The following is a 17,541-nucleotide window of genomic DNA, read 5'->3' as shown; positions in this document are numbered from 1 at the left end:
ACATTAGACGGATTTGCTGCACCACAGCAACAAGGGTGAACCCGAAGTCGGCGGGAAATGCCGTGCGGGACCCGCCCGCATGCATTCACCGTGGAGCGTCTGCGGCAGGCGGAACGAGTTTGACGATGATAAGGGAGATGTTGTCGCCTGCGCCGCCGGCACGCTCCCGCGCCAGCTGGATCAGGCGTTCGGCAGCGATCCGGGGCGGATGCGCCTGGATGGTCGAAGCCAGTTCGAAATCGGTGAAATAGGTCCACAGCCCATCCGAGCACAGCAGGAAGCTGTCTCCGGCATCGGGCGACGCCGCCACGCCGTATTCGATATGCGGCTCGCGCTCGCTGCCCAGGCAGGACAACAGCACGTTGCGTTGCGGATGCTTGAGCGCCCCCACCTCGTCGAGCCGCCCCTTGCGCATCAGCTCGGCAACCAGCGAATGGTCGCGGCTGCGCGCCGCCGTGTCGGTGCCGCGGAACCAGTAGAGCCTCGAATCGCCGCAATGCGCCCAATAGGCCTTGCCTTGCTGCAGCAGAAACGCGACGGCAGTGCTGTGCGGATCCTTTTCGCTGGTGAAGCGGGTGAGCTTGATGACGGTATGCGCTTCGTTGATCACGCTCGCCAGCAGGTCCCGCGGCGTCTCGTGCAGCGGCGCGTAGGTTTCGAGGTTCTGCCGGGCGCGCATGATCACCTGTTCGGCGGCCACCGCGCCCCCGCTGTGCCCGCCCATGCCGTCGGCCAGTACCGCCATCATGATGCCCGGCCGCTTCGGATGCGCGAAAAGGCCGACGCGGTCCTGCTGTTCCAGGCGGTCGCCGATATGCATGGCGACACAGGTTTCGGCGGAGAAGGGCATTGCGGGCATGCTTGCTGAAGAGGCGCCGATCATAGCAACGGCTTATCGCCGCCGCGCGGCACTTCTACCGGAAACGGCCATCGCCGGCGCATGCCGCGTGACAAAGATCACGCCCTCACCTACATCACTGATCGATATTGACTTTTCCCGCCCGGAAAGCTAGAGTGCGCGATTCTTTGCAAACCCATCAACTGGAGCAGCACCATGTACGCGGTGATAAAAACCGGTGGCAAGCAGTATCGCGTTGCCGCTGGCGAAAAGATCAAGGTAGAACAGATACCGGCCGACGTGGGTTCCGAAATCACCCTCGACCAGGTTTTCATGGTCGGTGAAGGCGAGTCCGTGAAGATCGGCACGCCGGTGGTGACCGGGGCTTCCGTCAAGGCGACCGTGGTTTCGCACGGCCGTCACGACAAGATCAAGATTTTCAAGATGCGCCGTCGCAAGCACTACCAGAAGCATCAGGGGCATCGTCAGAACTACACCGAGCTTCGCATCGAAGCGATCTCGGCCTAAGGCGCAGGAGGTAATCCGACATGGCACACAAAAAAGCTGGCGGCAGTTCGCGTAACGGTCGCGACTCGGAATCGAAACGCCTCGGCGTGAAGCGCTACGGTGGCCAGTTCGTGCTCGCCGGCAACATCATCGTTCGCCAGCGCGGCACCGAATACCACCCGGGCGACAACGTCGGCATCGGCAAGGACCACACCCTGTTCGCACTGAAGAACGGCACCGTCCAGTTCGCGGTCAAGGGTCCGTCCAGGCGCCGCACCGTGATCATCGTGCCCGAAGCGGCCTGATCGACGGCAGTACGCGCTTTGCAGCATCGAAGCCCTATCCTTGCGGTAGGGCTTTTTCATTTTTGGATCAAGGTTGATCAGGCATGAAGTTTTTTGACGAAGCCCGCATCGAAGTCTTCGCCGGCGACGGCGGCAACGGCGCCGCCACCTTCCGCCGCGAGAAGTTCATTCCCAAGGGCGGCCCCAGCGGCGGCGACGGCGGGCGCGGCGGCAGCGTCTTTGCGGTGGCCGACCGCAACCTCAACACCCTGATCGACTATCGCTACACCCGCAGCTTCCGCGCCCAGCGCGGCGAGAACGGCGGCAGCCGCGACTGCTACGGCAAGGGCGGCGACGACATCACGCTGCGCTTCCCGGTCGGCACCGTGATCCGCAACCTCGAAACCGAGGAATTGATCGCCGACCTCGACGAAGACGGCAAGAAAGTGCTGATCGCCCGCGGCGGCCGCGGCGGCCTGGGCAACATCCACTTCAAGTCCAGCGTCAACCGGGCGCCGCGCAAGAAGACCATGGGCCAGGAAGGCGAGCGCTTCAGCCTGCACCTCGAGCTCAAGGTGCTGGCCGACGTCGGCCTGCTCGGCATGCCCAATGCCGGCAAATCCACCTTCATCCGCAGCGTGTCTGCGGCCAAGCCCAAGGTGGCCGACTACCCGTTCACGACGCTGGCGCCCAACCTGGGCGTGGTGCGCACCGCCGAGAACCGCAGCTTCGTCATCGCCGACATTCCCGGCCTGATCGAAGGCGCGGCCGAGGGCGCCGGCCTGGGCCACCAGTTCCTGCGCCACCTGCAGCGCACCCATGTACTGCTGCACCTCGTCGACCTCGCGCCCTTCGACCCCGAAGCCGATCCCGTCGCCGATGCCAAGGCCATCGTCGAAGAGCTGCGCAAATACGACGACGAGTTGTATACCAAGCCGCGCTGGCTGGTGCTGAACAAGCTCGACCTGATTCCGGAGGAAGAACGCGCCGAGCGCATCGCTGCCTTCCTCGAGGCCTACGGCCCGGCCGAACGCCATTTTGAGATCTCGGCGCTCAAGAGCGAAGGCACGCAGGCGCTGATCTTCGCGCTGCAGGATTTCCTCGACGCCGAACGCGCCCGCATCGAAGCCGAACGCGCCGAACGCCAGGCTGCCGAAGCCGAGCGCCTGGCCGCGCTCGACGCCCAGCGCGCCGCAGCCGATGCGGCCTATGCCGCCGACAGCCTGGATGATGACGACGAAGGCACCGAAGACGACCCCGTCGACGGCGCTGCGCGCTGACCGCCTTCCAGCCGCCTCATCATCCTGCCGATCTTTCCCGCTGACCCTTTTTCCCTCCGCCGCGACACCATGAGAACCAAGATCCGCAACGCCCGCCGCCTGGTGGTGAAGGTCGGCAGTGCCCTCGTCACCAACAACGGTGCCGGCCTCGACAAGACCGCGCTCGACGACTGGGCGCGGCAGATCGCCGCGTTGCGCGCCCAGGGGCGCGAAGTCGTGCTCGTGTCCTCCGGCTCCATCGCTGCCGGCATCCAGCGGCTGGGCTGGGGCAGGCGGCCGCACGAAATGAACAAGCTCCAGGCCGCCGCCGCCGTCGGCCAGATGGGGCTGGTCGAAGCCTACGAGGAAGCCTTCTCCCGCCACGGCCTGCAGACGGCGCAGATCCTGCTGACGCACGAAGACCTCGCCGACCGCACCCGCTATCTCAATGCCCGCAGCACGCTGACCACGCTGCTCGAACTCGGCGTCGTGCCGATCATCAACGAGAACGACACCGTCGTCACCGACGAAATCAAGTTCGGCGACAACGACACCCTCGGCGCCCTGGTCGCCAACCTGATCGAAGCCGACGCGCTGATCATCCTGACCGACCAGCAAGGCCTGTACACCGCCGACCCGCGCCGCGACCCCGGCGCCACGCTGATCTCGGAAGGGCGTGCCGAGGACCGCCAGTACGAAGCCATGGCCGGCGGCGCCGGCAGCGGCATCAGCAAGGGCGGCATGATCACCAAGATCCGCGCCGCCCAGCGCGCCGCCCGCAGCGGCGCCCACACCTGCATCGCCAGCGGACGCGAGCACGACCCGCTGCTGCGCCTGGGCGCGGGCGAAGCCGTCGGCACCCTGCTCTATGCCAGCAGCACCCCGCTGCAGGCCCGCAAGCAATGGCTGGCCGACCACCTGCAGCTGGCCGGCGACCTGATCATCGACGACGGCGCCGTCGCCGCACTGCGGAGCGGCCGCAGCCTGCTACCGGTGGGCGTCATCGAAGTACACGGCGATTTCGTCCGTGGCGCCGCCGTGGCCTGCCGCAGCGCCGCCGGCGAGGAGATCGCACGCGGCCTGGTGAACTACAGCGCCGCCGAATGTCGCAGGATCGCCCGCAAACCGAGCACCGAAATCGAGAAGCTGCTGGGCTACGTCGACGAACCCGAGCTGATCCACCGGGACAACATGGTCGGTCGCTGAACACGCCTCGCGCAGCTCATCGAGCCAGCCGAACCTGCCCGGCCCGCTTTCGTACGGGATATCCTCCCTGAATAGCGCCCCGTCGGCTAATATTCCCTTTGGCTCGGGGAGCACATCGGCATTCCCTGGCCGGATATCGCGCAAACGCTCCGGCGTGCGCGAGGACAAGCGCCAGCGAGAGGGCAATGCAGAGGACGTCGACCAACTTCGAAACCCAGGTTTCGAGCCCTGGAACCACGCAACACCATCGCCAGCCGGACGGAGCGATCAATGCCCCCGACGGCGCCCGCACCCAACTGCGGCAGGTCCAGACGCTACCGGCCCTGCTCGACGCACGGGCGCAATCGAACCCGTCCGCCATCGGATACGTCCATCGCACCGGCGGCACGACCACGGCATTCACCTGGACAGACATCCAGGCAAGAGTGCGGGCCCTGCAGAACGGCTTTCGGCATCTGGGCATCGGGCGAGGCGACCGCGTCGCCGTCATGCTGCCGACCACCCCGGAGTGGGAGCTCGTCCATCTGGCGATACTGGGACTCGGTGCGGCCATCGTCGGACTCGACGCTCACGACACCTCACACAACCTCGGACATATCCTGACGATCGCCCGGCCCCGTATCGTCATCACCGCCGATTCGGCCCAGCTCGACAGGCTCGACGCGCTCTACACGGGCTTCGACATACGGATCATCGCAGCACCGGATGCCCCCCCGGGCACACATGCGCTCGGCCCACTCTACGCATCGCCTCCCTCGTCGGCGCCCGTCCCCCCGCTGCCGACGGATGTCGCAACCGTCATCTTCACCTCGGGCAGCACCGGCGAACCCAAGGGCATCGCCTACACCCATGCCCAGATCCTGCTGGCCTGCCGCGCCACCTGTGACTGCTTCCCCTCGATAGGCGTCGGCGATCGCATGGTCTGCTGGCTCCCGCCATCGAGCATGTTCCAGCGCGTTCTCAACCTGTGCGCCATCCTGTTCGGCGCCGAGACGCATTTCGTCGAGCGACCCGAGCAGATCGTGCAACGGCTGCCGGAAATACAGCCCAGCCTCTTCGTGGCGGTGCCGAGGTTCTTCGAGAAACTCCATGCCGGCATGCTCGACCGCATCGACACCCAGCCCGCTCCCGTCCGGCTGGGTCTGCGCGCCGCCTGGGCCATCGAAGAGCGGATCACCAAGGCTCGCAGTCTCGGCACCGGAGCACCGCTGCACCTCCGCCTGCTCCATCCGTTCGCCAAGCGGGCCCTGAGCCCCTTGAGACGCGTGATGGGCAGCAAGCTGCGCTTTCTGGTCAGCGGCTCGGCTCCCCTCCCCGTCTGGCTGATCGAACGCTTCGGCGCACTTGGCTGGCCGATTCTCGAAGCCTACGGCGTCAGCGAAAACATCGTCCCCATCGCCTTCAACACGCTCGAAGCCTCACGAGCCGGCAGCGTCGGTCGCCCCCACCCCCAGAACGAGGTGCGCATCGCCGAAGACGGCGAACTGCTCGTGCGCGGCCCCGGTGTCTGCAGCCGCTACGAACCCTGCACGCAGGCAGTGTCGCTCAATATGAGCAATGACGGCTTCTTCCATACCGGAGACTATGCCCGCCTGGACGAAGACGGCTACCTCTGGCTGCTCGGCCGGAAAAGCGAAATCTTCAAGACATCGACCGGACGCCGCGTCACGCCTCACCCGATCGAGGCCGAGATCAAGCGCCTGGAGTACGTGGAGCATGCCGTCGTCACCGGCGAAGGCCACCCCTTCCCTGTCGTCATCGTCACCCTCATGCAGGGAAAGACCAGCAGCACCGAAACAGCGTCCGCGCCTTCCCCGGAGCAGATCGCCGGCGATGTCCGGACCATCTGCACATCGCTTCCCAGCCACCAGCGTCCGGCCGCCGTCATCATCACATCGACACCGTTCAGCATCGAGAACGGCGAACTCACCGCAAACCTGAAGCTGCGCCGCAAGGTCGTGGCGCAGCACTTCGCCGAAAGCATCGCAGAGGCCTACCGCCGCATCGAAGCCATCCCGGACCACGGCCCCAATTCAGCCCCCATCGTCATCATCGCGCCATGAGCACCTATCTTCTCACCGGCGCGTCGGGCGCCGTCGGCAGCGCCATCGTGCCCATGCTGCTGCAGAACCGGGACACCCGCATCCGCGTGCTGCTGCGCGCCGAGTCGGATGAGCATCTCGCCCAGCGACTCGAGGCGCTCCACGACTTCTGGCAACTCCCGCCCGGCGACGAAACTCGCCGGCGCGTGGAAGCATTGCGTGGCGATGCCACGCAAGCCCAGCTCGGCCTGGACGCCGCCGCCTACGCCCGCCTGGGCGACGACACCACGCACCTCATCCATTCGGCCGCCAGCGTCAGAATGAACGACCCGCTGGACCATGCCCGACGCTCGGCAGTCGGCTCCGCCGAAGTCATGCTCGAGCTCGCGCGCACCCTGGCCAGGCGGAACACCCTGCAGAAGATGGAGTTCGTCAGCACGGTCGGCATCGCCGGCAAACGAGCGGGCATCCTGCCCGAAACCTGGATCGACGAAGCCCGTGCCTTCCACAACACCTACGAACAATCCAAGGCCGAAGCCGAAACCCTGGTCCGCGCAGCCATCGAGAAAGAGGGGCTGCCGATCACGGTCCATCGGCCCAGCATGGTGATCGGCGACTCACGCGACGGCCGCATCATCCATTTCCAGATCTTCTACTACATCTGCGAAATCCTGTCGGGACGCAAGACATCCGGCCTGCTGCCGGATTTCGGCGACGCAAGGCTCGACATCATTCCGGTCGACCACGTCGCGGCAGCCATCGTGGCATCGAGCCACGGGCAGTCGCCCCGGGGACACATCCTGAACCTGTGTTCAGGCCCCGAACGCTCCCCGCGCATTGCAGGCCTGGCCGTGCTCGTGCGCCAGATCCTGCAGGAGCACGGCCAGGAAATCCCCCGCGGCAGAAGCATTCCGCGGGCATGGTTTGCCGCCCTGCCGCGCCTGCTGCGCCCGTTTCTCCCTGCACCGCAAAAGCGGCTGCTGGCGACCTTTCCGATGTACATGGACTATCTTTCGGACCATCAGGCATTCGGCAACGACGTCTATATGGGCTGGCTCAAGACACGCAAGCTACCCCTGCCAGAAAGAGCGGATCAGCACGCCCGGCGCGCACTCGACTACTACCTGGGCAGGATTGCAGCATCCAGGCACCGCAAGCAGTAGGAGCGTCACGGCGCCTCTTTCCGGCACGCCAGACGGGCATCGACGACGATCGCGGCAAGCAGCCGGCGACAACGAGGCCCACGCGCCGAGTCCCGGAAGCGCCGGCGCAACAAACCGGCCGAGACGCCATCGCTTTCGAGCATATCCAGCACCGGGTGATTTTGCGTACCATGCGTGCGTTCCCATCATCACCTCCATTGCCATGAGCCTGCCCGTCGATGTCGCCTCGGTCACCCACAGCGTCCAGTTGGCGGTGGCGCCGGTGTTCTTTCTGACGGCGGTGGCCGGCATGATCGGAGCCGTGGCCGGGCGGCTGGCCCGCATCATCGACCGGGCCCGCGTACTGGACGAGCGTGTGCGAACCAGCGCCGATCAGGAGCTCATCAAGCGTTTGCTGATGGAACTCACGATCCTGCGCAAGCGGGGACGCATCGCGAACTTCTCCATCGGCTGCCTAGCTCTGTGCGGGTTTTGCATCGGCATCACCATCGTGTCCCTGTTCCTTGGGCAGGCGTGGGAAACACAGTGGCCACTGGTGGCAATGGCGTGTTTCCTGGTGGGCGTGCTGTCCTTCCTGGTGGCGCTCGGCTGCTTCATGTGGGAGACGGTGCTGGCTACCCACCTGCTGAATTTCAAGGTGCTGGAGATGCAGCGCGATCTCCTGCGCTGATACTGAAACCCGACGCGGATTGCGTGCGCACTCATCGGAACGGCATGTCATCAATCCAGGGTGTCGGTCTTTTTTACACACCCTGTTTCGCCCTAAGCGCAAAAATTTATATCCACATGATTATATTGAATTTTTATCGAATGGCACGCTTCTAGCTTAAAGCCTGACGTGCGCAACCCGTCCAGCCATTTGCGCTTAATCCTTGATTTGGAGCCCAACCATGAAATTCCAAACTCTCCTGAAGAGCGGCCTCGCAGCCACCGCCCTGACCCTGAGCGTCAGCGCCCACGCTTTGGTTATTGATAGCTTCACCACTAACCAAGCCGCCGTGGTAGACACTACCGCAGATGGCACGGGGCTCTGGAGCACCATTGCAGCAGCGGAAGCGCTCGGTGGCTACCGCTCCATCTATGTTAATAACATTACAGACAACAACGCACTCAGCGATCCTCTTGTCGGCGTCACAAATAACGGGTTTATTTTTGACACCCCATCGGACGTCAACGCAGAAGCACGTATCCGCTGGGATGGAGCGAGTTCGGTGACCGACACCCTCACGCCCAGCATGGGGCTTGGGGATCTCAATCTGGCAAGTATGGGTTCCGGTTTTCAGCTGAACGTTACCTTCGCCGATCTTGACTTCCCCTTCAGCCTTGAAGTTTATTCGAGCGAAGGTGAAAAATCGGTCTTCAACGCTGTTTCTGCAGGTACGGGATCGTACTTCATTCCATTCGCTCTGTTTGTCGGCACTGCTGATTTTTCGAGGGTAAACGCGCTGCAGGCAATTATTAACACTGGTGGCGCAATTTCTGCCGTAGATTTGCGGATTACTAATGCTTCCGTTCCTGTTCCTGAGCCTGCCTCGCTCGCTCTGCTCGGTCTCGGCCTGCTCGGTCTGGGTGCCATGCGTCGCAAGCAAGCCAAGTAATCTAGTAGCCCGGGGGCAAAACCTCGGGTTGCATCCAAAAAGCCTCCAGTCATGGAGGCTTTTTCATTCAAGAAATACAAACAGAAGCACAGCCTGTACCCATATGGCAATCTAAACCATCAACTCCGCCAATTCCTTGCGGATCGATCTCGACATCGGTATGTCGGACTCTCCGACCCGGCAGAAAAACACTCCCTTATCACCGAGCATTCGCTCGACCTGTGCGCCCACTCCGCGCATCGCCGCATTGACATACTCGTCGGCCGAAATCGGCCGTTCAGCCTGTGCATACCAACCAAAAATCAGCGGTGTCATCTGCGGCTGGAGATGCAAGCCTTGGGCCGCTGCCGTCAGCCATACTCGCTGCATCGCCCGCCCCGCATCCACGAACTCGGGCAAATTTGCCGGAAAAACGTCTCGCTCGACAAGCACGTGCGCGGCGCAGGCCCAGGCCGGCAAAAAATCGAGCGTCACTCGCGGCGCAACCGTGCCGAAGGCGTAGCGGTTCAGCGCATCGACACGCGCCCAGCTTTTCATCGCCCACTGCATTAAACGGGCGGTGAGCGGATCGACACCGACTGCTCGTTCGGGAATTCGATCCTTGCTGAAAGTGGCACCCCACTCGATGATCTCCCGGTGCACTTCGAAGGCTTCGGGACATGTCAGGCGGACGCGAGCACTCGTCCACAACAGGCGCGCCACCTTCAGCCGTTCTTCGGTAGGTTCGATGAGTCTTACCGAATAACCTTCCCCAGGAGCAAGACGCAAGGCCTGCACGGCAGATGGCGTCAGTGGCGTACGTCGCATCATCCTGCGTTGCACCGTACGTGTGGTGATGAAGGGATGTAACGGGTCGACCGCGACATCGGCTTCAGGCACCAGTTTTACGTCATAGATCGGAGCATGTTCGGGCGTTTCCGGCCTCCAGTTCCATTCAGTACGCAAACCGAATCGGGTCGCGGCAATCCTCAGGGTTTCGAGCAAGGCGCCATGCGCCATCTGGCTCGCCCGTCCGTCCATGTCGTAGAGGCACCAGTCCCGGGTATCATGACCGTACCGCAACATGGTCATCAGCGAGTATTTCGAATTTCCAGGGCTGAGTGTTGTCGCCACTGGGCGCCCAGCGCGCGAGATTCAGAATTTCCAATAGTGTTTCGCGACTGCTCACTTCATGCTCCCGTGGATTTCATTCGGCTCAACTGCCAACGTGCGATCATGAGCCCGAGCCGCTGCAGGGGATTACGATTGCCGCCAGGCCGCCACGTACGTACGAACCGGTTACGATAGGCATCGAACTGATATCCGCGCGGTGCGGCAATCACATCCCCCCGCCCCAGCAGGATCTTGACTGCCTCCGTTGCCGCAACACCCGCACACAGTTGGCACGCCATGATGGTAGAGGGCCCACGACGCTCGGTCAGGTTCACCCGGGATGGATCCGCCAGATAGCTTCGCTGCAGCATGGCAGGCGACAAACCGAGCAGGAAGCGAATAGCCATCTCCTCTTCGTCGCATCCTTCCAGGCAGAAATACTCCTCGAACGACATCTGCCCCGGCAGAAACACCAGCACAGCAGTCCCCATCCCCAGGGGAGCAGCAGTCACGGCGGGAATCCCCAGGCGATGGCAGGCTGCAAAGGTCGAGCGGCGGGCTGTGAACGAGAAGAAATCCAGACCATCGACGTAGAGATCGACTCCCGACAGAAAATCATCGAGGTTGTCGTCCGACACCCCTTGCGGAAACATTCTGATTTCCGTCATTGGATTGATCTCAGCCGCCATCCTCGCCAGCACCTCTGCCTTGGGCTGCCCCAGCGACCCCACTACGGCACCGGCCTGTCGATTGAAATTGACTATGTCAAAATCATCGAAATCGGAAATATTGAAACGCCCGATGCCCAGACGTGCCAGAGTGAGCAGATGAACGCCACCAACCCCTCCCATACCGGCGATGGCGATGCGCTTGCCACGCAAGGCAGCCTGCTCTTCAGACGTCACCCAGCCGATGTTTCGCGAAAACGCGGCTGTGTAGTCGAAGTCCTCTTTCACCCCTTTCCCCTTCAGTTTCTGCTGGCATGGCCGCTATCATAGAGAGAGAACCCTGATACGCGAACCCCTAATGAGCTTCCGCGGCATGAGCCACACCCTGACCCTTTCCGCACGGAACCTGCTTCGGCAGCGGCGGCGCGCCTTGCTGGCCCTGACCATCGTAGCGGGGGAGTCGTGGCGTTTCTGCTCGCCAGCGGCTTCATCAACTGGATTTTCCAGGACATGCGGGAGGCGACGATCCACTCTCAGCTAGGGCATGTCCAGGTAACCCGGCCAGGGTACTTACGCGAAGGGCTGGGAGATCCATACCAATACCTGCTGCCAGCCGATACGTCACCAGTCACCAGCATCATCGGGCAGCAAGCTCGCACCGTGACACCGCGATTGGCCTTCAGCGGCCTGCTCAGCAAGGACGAAGCCACCGTCTCATTCGTCGGTGAGGGCATCTCGCCAGAGCAGGAACAGCCCATCGCACGGGCAATCACCATCGTTGCCGGCAAGGATCTGACAGAAAGTCCGCCCGATTCCGTATTGCTGGGCGAAGGCCTGGCAGCCAACCTCGATGCCTCTCCGGGAGATCGTGTCGTCCTGCTGGCCACCACGGCCAGTGGCGGCATCAATGCAGTCGAACTCACCGTCGCGGGACTCTTCGCCACCATCACCAAGGCCTACGACGATACCGTGCTGCGAGCACCGATCGATGTTACGCGCAAGCTGATGCGCGTCGAAGGAGCGACGAGCTGGGTCGTGCTGCTGAATGAGACAAGCGACACCGACAAGGCTGTGGCCGCGTTGCGTGCCCAGTTGCCTCCCTCGGGCTTCGAGGTCATCCCCTGGACCGATCTGGCCGACTTCTACAACAAGACTGTCGAGCTGTTTTCACGCCAGGTCGGCGTCGTGCAATTGCTGATCGCGTTGATCGTCATCCTCAGCATCTCGAATACCTTGTCGATGACCGTCGTCGAACGTACGGGAGAAATCGGTACATCAATGGCGCTGGGCGTACGCCGGCACGAAATCCTCAAGCTCTTCGTCACCGAAGGCATCCTGCTCGGCATCATCAGCGGGGTGATCGGCGTAATGCTGGGTTACCTGCTGGCACAAGTGATATCGACAATCGGCATCCCCATGCCCCCGCCTCCTGGCATGGCGCGAGGTTACACGGGAGAAATCTCGATCTCAGCTGCCCTGGCTTTCGAAGCCTTCATGCTCGCCTTCTTCACGACCTTGCTCGCCAGCCTGTTTCCAGCCTGGAAGGCATCGCGCATGAACATCGTCGACGCGCTGCGCCACCAGCGGTAAAAGCCATGCTCTTCAAACTCGCCTTCCGCAACGTGTTTCGCCAGAAAATCCGCACGGCCATGACGCTCGTGGCGATCATCTTCGGCGTTTCCAGCCTGATTCTCAGCGGCGGCTTCGTGCAGGACATCTTCGTCCAGCTGGGCGAAGCCATCATCCACTCACAGACCGGACACATCCAGGTTTTTCGTCAGGATTTCATCGAGAAAGGCAGCCGCCAGCCCGACCGCTTCATCATCGACGACCCGAATGCGGTCACCCGCGGCATTCTCCAGCAGGAGGGCGTGACCGATGTGACCGCGCGGCTGAATTTCTCGGGCTTGCTGAACAACGGCAAGCGGGATCTGGCCATCATCGGCGAAGGCGTCGAGCCGGACAAGGAAGCGCAGCTGGGTACCTATGTAAACATCACCGCAGGGCGCCAACTGACGGACGCCGACCATACCGGCATCGTCGTCGGTCAGGGCGTCGCTCACTCGCTCAGTCTGAAACCGGGCGACTTCGTGACGCTGATCATGAACACCGCAGACGGTGCCCTGAACACGTTCGACTTCGAGATCATCGGCGTTTTCCAGAGCTTTTCGAAGGATTTCGACGCGCGTGCCGTCCGTATTCCACTCGATGCGGCACGTGAGCTGATCGGCACAGCGGGTGCGAACCTTCTGGTGGTCTCGCTGGAACGAACACAGGACACCGACGCCGTCCAGGCTCGGATCGACGGGGCGCTCCCTCCGGGCACCGATTCCCGCAATTGGCACCAACTGTCCGACTTCTACGACAAGACGCTGCAGCTCTATGACCGGCAGTTCGGCGTGCTCAAGCTGATCATTCTGATCATGGTCCTGCTGTCCGTCGCCAACACCGTTAACATGAGCGCCTTCGAGCGCCTGGGCGAGTTCGGCACCCTGCAGGCTCTGGGCAATACCCGGCGCCAGGTCTTCCGCCTGATTCTGGTGGAAAACCTCGTGCTGGGGCTGATCGGTGCGCTACTCGGCGCGGCCATCGGCATGGCGCTGGCCCTGCTGATCTCGGCAATCGGAATTCCGATGCCGCCCCCACCGAACGCCAATCTGGGTTATACCGCTTTCATCCGAATCGACGCGACCACCGTCGCCGTGTCCTGCCTGATCGGCCTGGGTGCGACCGTGCTTGCATCGGTGTTCCCGGCAATCCGCATATCCGCCACTCCCGTCGTGGATGCATTGCGACAAGGCAACTGACTACCTGGGAGCCACACTACATGTCCATTCTCGATCGAATCAATCTCGGCTACGGCTTCCGAAAATATTTCCGCATCGATGCTGCTCACGATGAAGCGCTTCGCGACCAGGTTTATCGCATCCGCCATGAAGTCTATTGCGAGGAGCTCCAGTTCGAACCTGAACGCCCCGACCGGCGGGAGATCGACGCCTACGATGCCCACAGCCTCCATTGCCTGCTGCGCGGCGTCGACGAACCGCACACACTGGTCGGCTGCACACGGCTCGTTCTGGTCAATCCGGATGAACCCGATGCGCCGCTGCCCTTCGAGCGCACCTGTGCCGCAACGCTCGATCGCAGCATCATCGATCCTGCAAAAATGCCGAGAGGCCGCATCGCAGAAGTCTCACGGCTTGCCGTATGCGCACGATATCGCCGCCGGAAAGGCGAAGCCAGGAAGCCCGCCGACATCCAGGACGAGGATTTCGGCAGCAAGGGCCAGCCCCGCTTTCCCTATATCCCGGTGGGTTTGTACATGGGCGCCATCTCACTGGCCATTCGTCACGACATCGATACCCTGTTTGTACTGACCGAGCCTCGCCTGGCCAGCCACTTTGCCCGTCTCGGCGTCGATATCAGACAGATCGGCGGCCCCATCGAACATCGCGGCACACGCGTTCCTTCAGTCATGGACGTGCAGAGCATCGTCCGCAACATGCGCATGATCATGCGTCCGCTATGGCGCACGATCGACGAGGGAATCGCGCTCAGCCTCGAACAGCGCTGAAAGCAGACGGCCCCCTGGGCGGCCCCGTACATTCCACGGGACCGCCCAGGGGGCCGTCCAGACTGCTGACAGGCCCCGGTTGCCCGGCTCCTGTCAGCTTCCATGCCGGAGGCGCAACAGCGTCAGCCCTTCAAGGCTTCCTTGATCTGCTCCAGCGTGCTCGGATCATCGATCGTCGTCAGGTCGCCCGCATCGCGGCCTTCGGCCAGCGCCTGAATCGAGCGGCGCAGCATCTTGCCCGAACGCGTCTTGGGCAGCCCGCCGATGAAGTGGACACGGGCCGGACGCGCAATGGCGCCCAGGCTTTCGTCGACCTTCTTCATCACGGCCTTCTCCAGCGCGGCACGCTTTTCGGGCGTATCGACGTCGGCGGCATTCTTCACCACCGCGAAGGCCATCGGCATCTGGCCCTTGACCTCGTCCGCCACCCCGACCACGGCAACTTCGGCGATCGCCGGATGCGCTTGCACGGCTTCCTCGATCTCGCGGGTGCCAAGACGGTGGCCGGCGACGTTGATGACGTCGTCCATGCGGCCGAGGATGGTGTGATAGCCGTTCTCGTCCTTGATGCCCCAGTCGGACGAGGAATACACCACCGGGTCGGCAAAAGTGCTGAAGTAGGTCGACACGAAGCGGTCGTCCTGGCCCCACACGGTGGACAGGCAGCCCGGCGGCAGCGGCGGCATGATGCCGACGATGCCCTTCTCGTTGGCACCGCATTCGGTGCCATCCTCACGGAAGATGCGCAGATCGTAGCCATACACCGGGAAGGCGGGCGAGCCGAGCTTGATCGGGCTTTGCTCGACACCACGGCAGATCGCCAGCATCGGCCAGCCAGTCTCGGTCTGCCAGTAGTTGTCGATGACCGGAATGCCCAGCTCTTCCATGATCCACTGGTGCGAAGTTTCGTCCAGTGGCTCGCCGGCCAGGAACAGGTGCTTCAGCGAGGACAGGTCGTATTTCTTGAGGAAAGCCGGATCCTGCTTCTTCAGCACGCGCACCGCGGTCGGCGCGGAGAACATCACGCTGACCTTGTACTTCTCGACGATCTGCCACCAGATGCCGGCATCCGGACGCAGCGGCGTGCCTTCGTACATGATCGTGGCCATGCCGGCGATCAGCGGGCCGTAGACGATGTAGCTATGGCCGACCACCCAGCCGATGTCGGAGGTCGAGAACATGGTCTCGCCGGCCTCACCGGTGAAGATGTGCTGCATCGACGCCGCCAGCGCCACCGTGTAGCCGCCGGTGTCGCGCTGCACGCCCTTCGGCTTGCCGGTGGTGCCGGAGGTATAGAGGATGTAGCTCGGCTCGGACGACTCCACCCATTCGACCGGCACGGTGTCGTCCATGTGCTTGGCGCGCAGTTCGGCGTAATCGACGTCGCGGCCTTCGACACGCGGGAAGCCCTTGTCCAGGCCACGATCGACGATCAGCACCTTGGCCGGCGGGAACTCGGCCAGCTTGCAAGCCTCGTCGACCAGATGCTTGTAAGGCACCGGCTTGCCGTTGCGCATGCCGGCATCCGAACTGACCATCAGCACCGGCTTGGCATCGTCGATGCGGGTGGCGAGCGAACCGGCGGCGAAACCGCCGAACACCACCGAATGGATGGCACCGATGCGCACGCAAGCCAGCATGGCGAACGCGGCTTCGGCGATCATCGGCATGTAGATCAGCACGCGGTCGCCGCGCTTGACGCCGAGTTCCTTGTAGATGGCCGCCATGCGCTCGACTTCGCGCTGCAGCTCGGCAAAGGTGTAGACCTTTTCCTCGTTGGTCTCGGTCGAGATATACACCAGTGCACGGTCGTTAGGCCGCGTAGCGGCGTGGCGGTCCACCGCGTTGTAGCAAAGGTTGGTTTCGCCGCCCTTGAACCATTTGACGAACGGCGGCTTCGAAAAGTCGCAGATCTGCTCGGCCGGCTTGTTCCAGTGGATGAGCTGGGCCTGCTCGGCCCAGAACCCATCACGATCCTCGATCGAGCGGCGGTGAAATTGCTGGTAATCCGTCATTACTTCCTCTCCCTCTCATTCCCTCATTGGCGGATGACAAGCCGCCCATGCCGACGCGCCGGGAAAGCGCCTTCGCCACGAGCGGCGATTTACGACTCAGATGGTGGTTTGCGTGCCATCCATCCTGCCACTGCCGGCGTCCGATCCATATTGGTATCGTTCGAGCTGCTCGATCGGCAGCCCGCAGTGGAGTCGAGATTCTATCAATTCGAATAGCGGCATAAGCGCGCCGATGATGTCGGGCAGGCGCGCCTCGACTTCACCGATCGCGCCAGCACGCAGTTGGCGCAACGCCGCATCGACACTGCATATACGCCTGGCCTGGCGTTCCACCCATTCGGGCTCGACCTTGCCGTGATCCGCGAACACGCAATTGCCGCCCGCCTCATGCCCCCGCTGCACGCGTTCCTGAGCGATCTCCAGCAACTCGCTGACCTTGCCATGGCCATCGACCGCGGAGTTGGCCACGCCGATCGTCACGGTCACCCGGATGTGCTCTTCACGATAAGCCAGCACCAGCTTTTCGAAACTGCTCCGCAGGCGGAGCGCGAAAGCACAGCTCGACACCACGTCGATGCCGGGCGACAACAGGGCGAATTGTGTGGTCGAATGTTGCGACACGCTGTCTTCGGTACGAATCCGTGCCGTGACCATCTTGGTCAGCCTGCGCACGATCAGCTGCACGACGTGCAGGCCATGGCGTTCGAGCAAGGTTTCGTAGTCATCGAGCTCGATCAACATCACCGCGATGCCGGTCTGCCGTCGCTGGGCCTCCGCCAGCACCTGTTCGCCATGGTGCTCGAGATAGGCCCGGCTGACCAGGCCGCTTTCCGGATCCTTCGGGCTGTTGCTCGCGAGCGCTTCGCGGCTGCGCTCGAGCTCGGTCTGCGTCCGCGACAGGCGTACCAGCGAATCGAGCGTCGCCAACAGTTCCACACTACCCACGCCCTTGGCAATGAAACCGTTCGCACCGAGCGCGAGGGCGCGTTCACGCGCATGCTCGTCCTCATCGCCCGAGATGATCACGACCGGCAGGCCGCGCACCCGCGCCACTCTGGAGGAGCGGATCCGCTCGAGCAGGCCGAAGCCGTCGAGGCGCGGCATGCCGATGTCGGTCAGCACCAGGTCGATCGCGGGGTCGACCAACAGGGCCTCCCAGCCCGCTTCGCCATCGACCTCTTCGCGCGCTTCGAAGCGGCCCCGGACATTCTTCAGGATGGAGGCCCGCACCATGCGCGAATCGTCCACCACGAGGATCCGGGGGAGTCTGTCGTCCACGGTCATCCCCGGAACGC

18 protein-coding genes are annotated in these 17,541 nt (G+C 63.0%); 12 read left to right on the top strand and 6 right to left on the bottom strand.

Features of this window, described 5'->3' with window-relative positions:
- Positions 1 to 85: 85 nt before the first annotated feature.
- A complete protein-coding gene (locus AAFL97_RS03570) occupies positions 86 to 850 on the bottom strand; it encodes a PP2C family protein-serine/threonine phosphatase (RefSeq protein WP_341643742.1) in 765 nt (254 codons plus the stop codon).
- A 7-nt stretch (positions 851 to 857) separates the two neighbouring features.
- On the opposite strand from AAFL97_RS03570, the gene AAFL97_RS03565 reads away from it, so the two are divergent.
- The 9 genes from AAFL97_RS03565 (at position 858) to AAFL97_RS03525 (ending at position 8,897) form a co-directional block, all read left to right on the top strand.
- Positions 858 to 1,013, top strand: coding sequence for a hypothetical protein (locus tag AAFL97_RS03565; RefSeq protein WP_341643741.1), 156 nt, complete (start codon positions 858 to 860; stop codon positions 1,011 to 1,013).
- 41 nt (positions 1,014 to 1,054) lie between these two features.
- Complete coding sequence (rplU, locus tag AAFL97_RS03560) at positions 1,055 to 1,366, top strand: 50S ribosomal protein L21 (RefSeq protein ID WP_075148154.1); 312 nt, start codon at positions 1,055 to 1,057, stop codon at positions 1,364 to 1,366.
- Between the two features lie 20 nt (positions 1,367 to 1,386).
- Positions 1,387 to 1,650, top strand: coding sequence for a 50S ribosomal protein L27 (gene rpmA, locus AAFL97_RS03555; RefSeq protein WP_263462225.1), 264 nt, complete (start codon positions 1,387 to 1,389; stop codon positions 1,648 to 1,650).
- An 83-nt stretch (positions 1,651 to 1,733) separates the two neighbouring features.
- On the top strand, positions 1,734 to 2,909 hold the full coding sequence (gene cgtA, locus AAFL97_RS03550) for an Obg family GTPase CgtA (protein WP_341643740.1): 1,176 nt from the start codon (positions 1,734 to 1,736) through the stop codon (positions 2,907 to 2,909).
- A gap of 69 nt (positions 2,910 to 2,978) precedes the next feature.
- Positions 2,979 to 4,094 (top strand): glutamate 5-kinase, encoded by a 1,116-nt coding sequence (gene proB / locus AAFL97_RS03545; protein WP_341643739.1) that lies wholly within the window; start codon positions 2,979 to 2,981, stop codon positions 4,092 to 4,094.
- A gap of 98 nt (positions 4,095 to 4,192) precedes the next feature.
- Positions 4,193 to 6,157, top strand: a complete 1,965-nt coding sequence (locus tag AAFL97_RS03540; RefSeq protein WP_341643738.1) for an AMP-dependent synthetase/ligase — start codon at positions 4,193 to 4,195, stop codon at positions 6,155 to 6,157.
- Complete coding sequence (locus AAFL97_RS03535) at positions 6,154 to 7,299, top strand: SDR family oxidoreductase (RefSeq protein ID WP_341643737.1); 1,146 nt, start codon at positions 6,154 to 6,156, stop codon at positions 7,297 to 7,299. Before AAFL97_RS03540 ends, AAFL97_RS03535 begins: the two co-directional genes overlap by 4 nt.
- 202 nt (positions 7,300 to 7,501) lie before the next feature.
- On the top strand, positions 7,502 to 7,969 hold the full coding sequence (locus tag AAFL97_RS03530; protein WP_341643736.1) for a DUF2721 domain-containing protein: 468 nt from the start codon (positions 7,502 to 7,504) through the stop codon (positions 7,967 to 7,969).
- A gap of 220 nt (positions 7,970 to 8,189) precedes the next feature.
- Entirely contained in the window at positions 8,190 to 8,897 is a 708-nt protein-coding gene (locus tag AAFL97_RS03525) for a PEP-CTERM sorting domain-containing protein (RefSeq protein WP_341643735.1), read from the top strand.
- Positions 8,898 to 9,008: 111 nt separating this feature from the next.
- Here AAFL97_RS03525 and AAFL97_RS03520 read toward each other — a convergent pair whose 3' ends face one another.
- From AAFL97_RS03520 to AAFL97_RS03510, 3 genes are read right to left on the bottom strand one after another with little or no spacing between them, the layout of a single operon-like run.
- Complete coding sequence (locus AAFL97_RS03520; RefSeq protein ID WP_341643734.1) at positions 9,009 to 9,968, bottom strand: molybdopterin biosynthesis protein MoeY; 960 nt, start codon at positions 9,966 to 9,968, stop codon at positions 9,009 to 9,011.
- Positions 9,943 to 10,065 (bottom strand): nitroreductase family protein, encoded by a 123-nt coding sequence (locus AAFL97_RS03515; RefSeq protein ID WP_341643733.1) that lies wholly within the window; start codon positions 10,063 to 10,065, stop codon positions 9,943 to 9,945. Before AAFL97_RS03515 ends, AAFL97_RS03520 begins: the two co-directional genes overlap by 26 nt.
- 1 nt (position 10,066) lies before the next feature.
- Positions 10,067 to 10,945: a ThiF family adenylyltransferase gene (locus tag AAFL97_RS03510; protein ID WP_341643732.1), complete on the bottom strand. Its 879-nt coding sequence runs from the start codon at positions 10,943 to 10,945 to the stop codon at positions 10,067 to 10,069.
- Positions 10,946 to 11,119: 174 nt separating this feature from the next.
- Here AAFL97_RS03510 and AAFL97_RS03505 point away from each other — a divergent pair, with 174 nt between their 5' ends.
- The 3 genes from AAFL97_RS03505 to AAFL97_RS03495 are packed head-to-tail and all read left to right on the top strand — an operon-like array spanning position 11,120 to position 14,231.
- The gene (locus AAFL97_RS03505) at positions 11,120 to 12,247 is read left to right on the top strand and encodes an ABC transporter permease (RefSeq protein WP_341643731.1); all 1,128 of its coding nucleotides are present in this window, start codon (positions 11,120 to 11,122) and stop codon (positions 12,245 to 12,247) included.
- A gap of 5 nt (positions 12,248 to 12,252) precedes the next feature.
- Positions 12,253 to 13,464: an ABC transporter permease gene (locus AAFL97_RS03500; RefSeq protein ID WP_341643730.1), complete on the top strand. Its 1,212-nt coding sequence runs from the start codon at positions 12,253 to 12,255 to the stop codon at positions 13,462 to 13,464.
- Between the two features lie 20 nt (positions 13,465 to 13,484).
- Positions 13,485 to 14,231, top strand: a complete 747-nt coding sequence (locus AAFL97_RS03495; protein ID WP_341643729.1) for a PEP-CTERM/exosortase system-associated acyltransferase — start codon at positions 13,485 to 13,487, stop codon at positions 14,229 to 14,231.
- Positions 14,232 to 14,353: 122 nt separating this feature from the next.
- Here the strand turns inward: AAFL97_RS03495 and AAFL97_RS03490 are convergent, their stop codons facing one another.
- Complete coding sequence (locus AAFL97_RS03490; protein WP_341643728.1) at positions 14,354 to 16,246, bottom strand: propionate--CoA ligase; 1,893 nt, start codon at positions 16,244 to 16,246, stop codon at positions 14,354 to 14,356.
- A 96-nt stretch (positions 16,247 to 16,342) separates the two neighbouring features.
- Positions 16,343 to 17,530, bottom strand: a complete 1,188-nt coding sequence (locus AAFL97_RS03485; RefSeq protein ID WP_263462213.1) for a GGDEF domain-containing response regulator — start codon at positions 17,528 to 17,530, stop codon at positions 16,343 to 16,345.
- Positions 17,531 to 17,541: the final 11 nt, after the last annotated feature.

This window comes from Thauera sp. SDU_THAU2, assembly GCF_038260575.1.
In the GTDB taxonomy this organism is placed as follows: domain Bacteria; phylum Pseudomonadota; class Gammaproteobacteria; order Burkholderiales; family Rhodocyclaceae; genus Thauera.
Note: the sequence above shows the minus strand (reverse complement) of the source record. Positions and strands in the feature narration are given on the sequence as shown.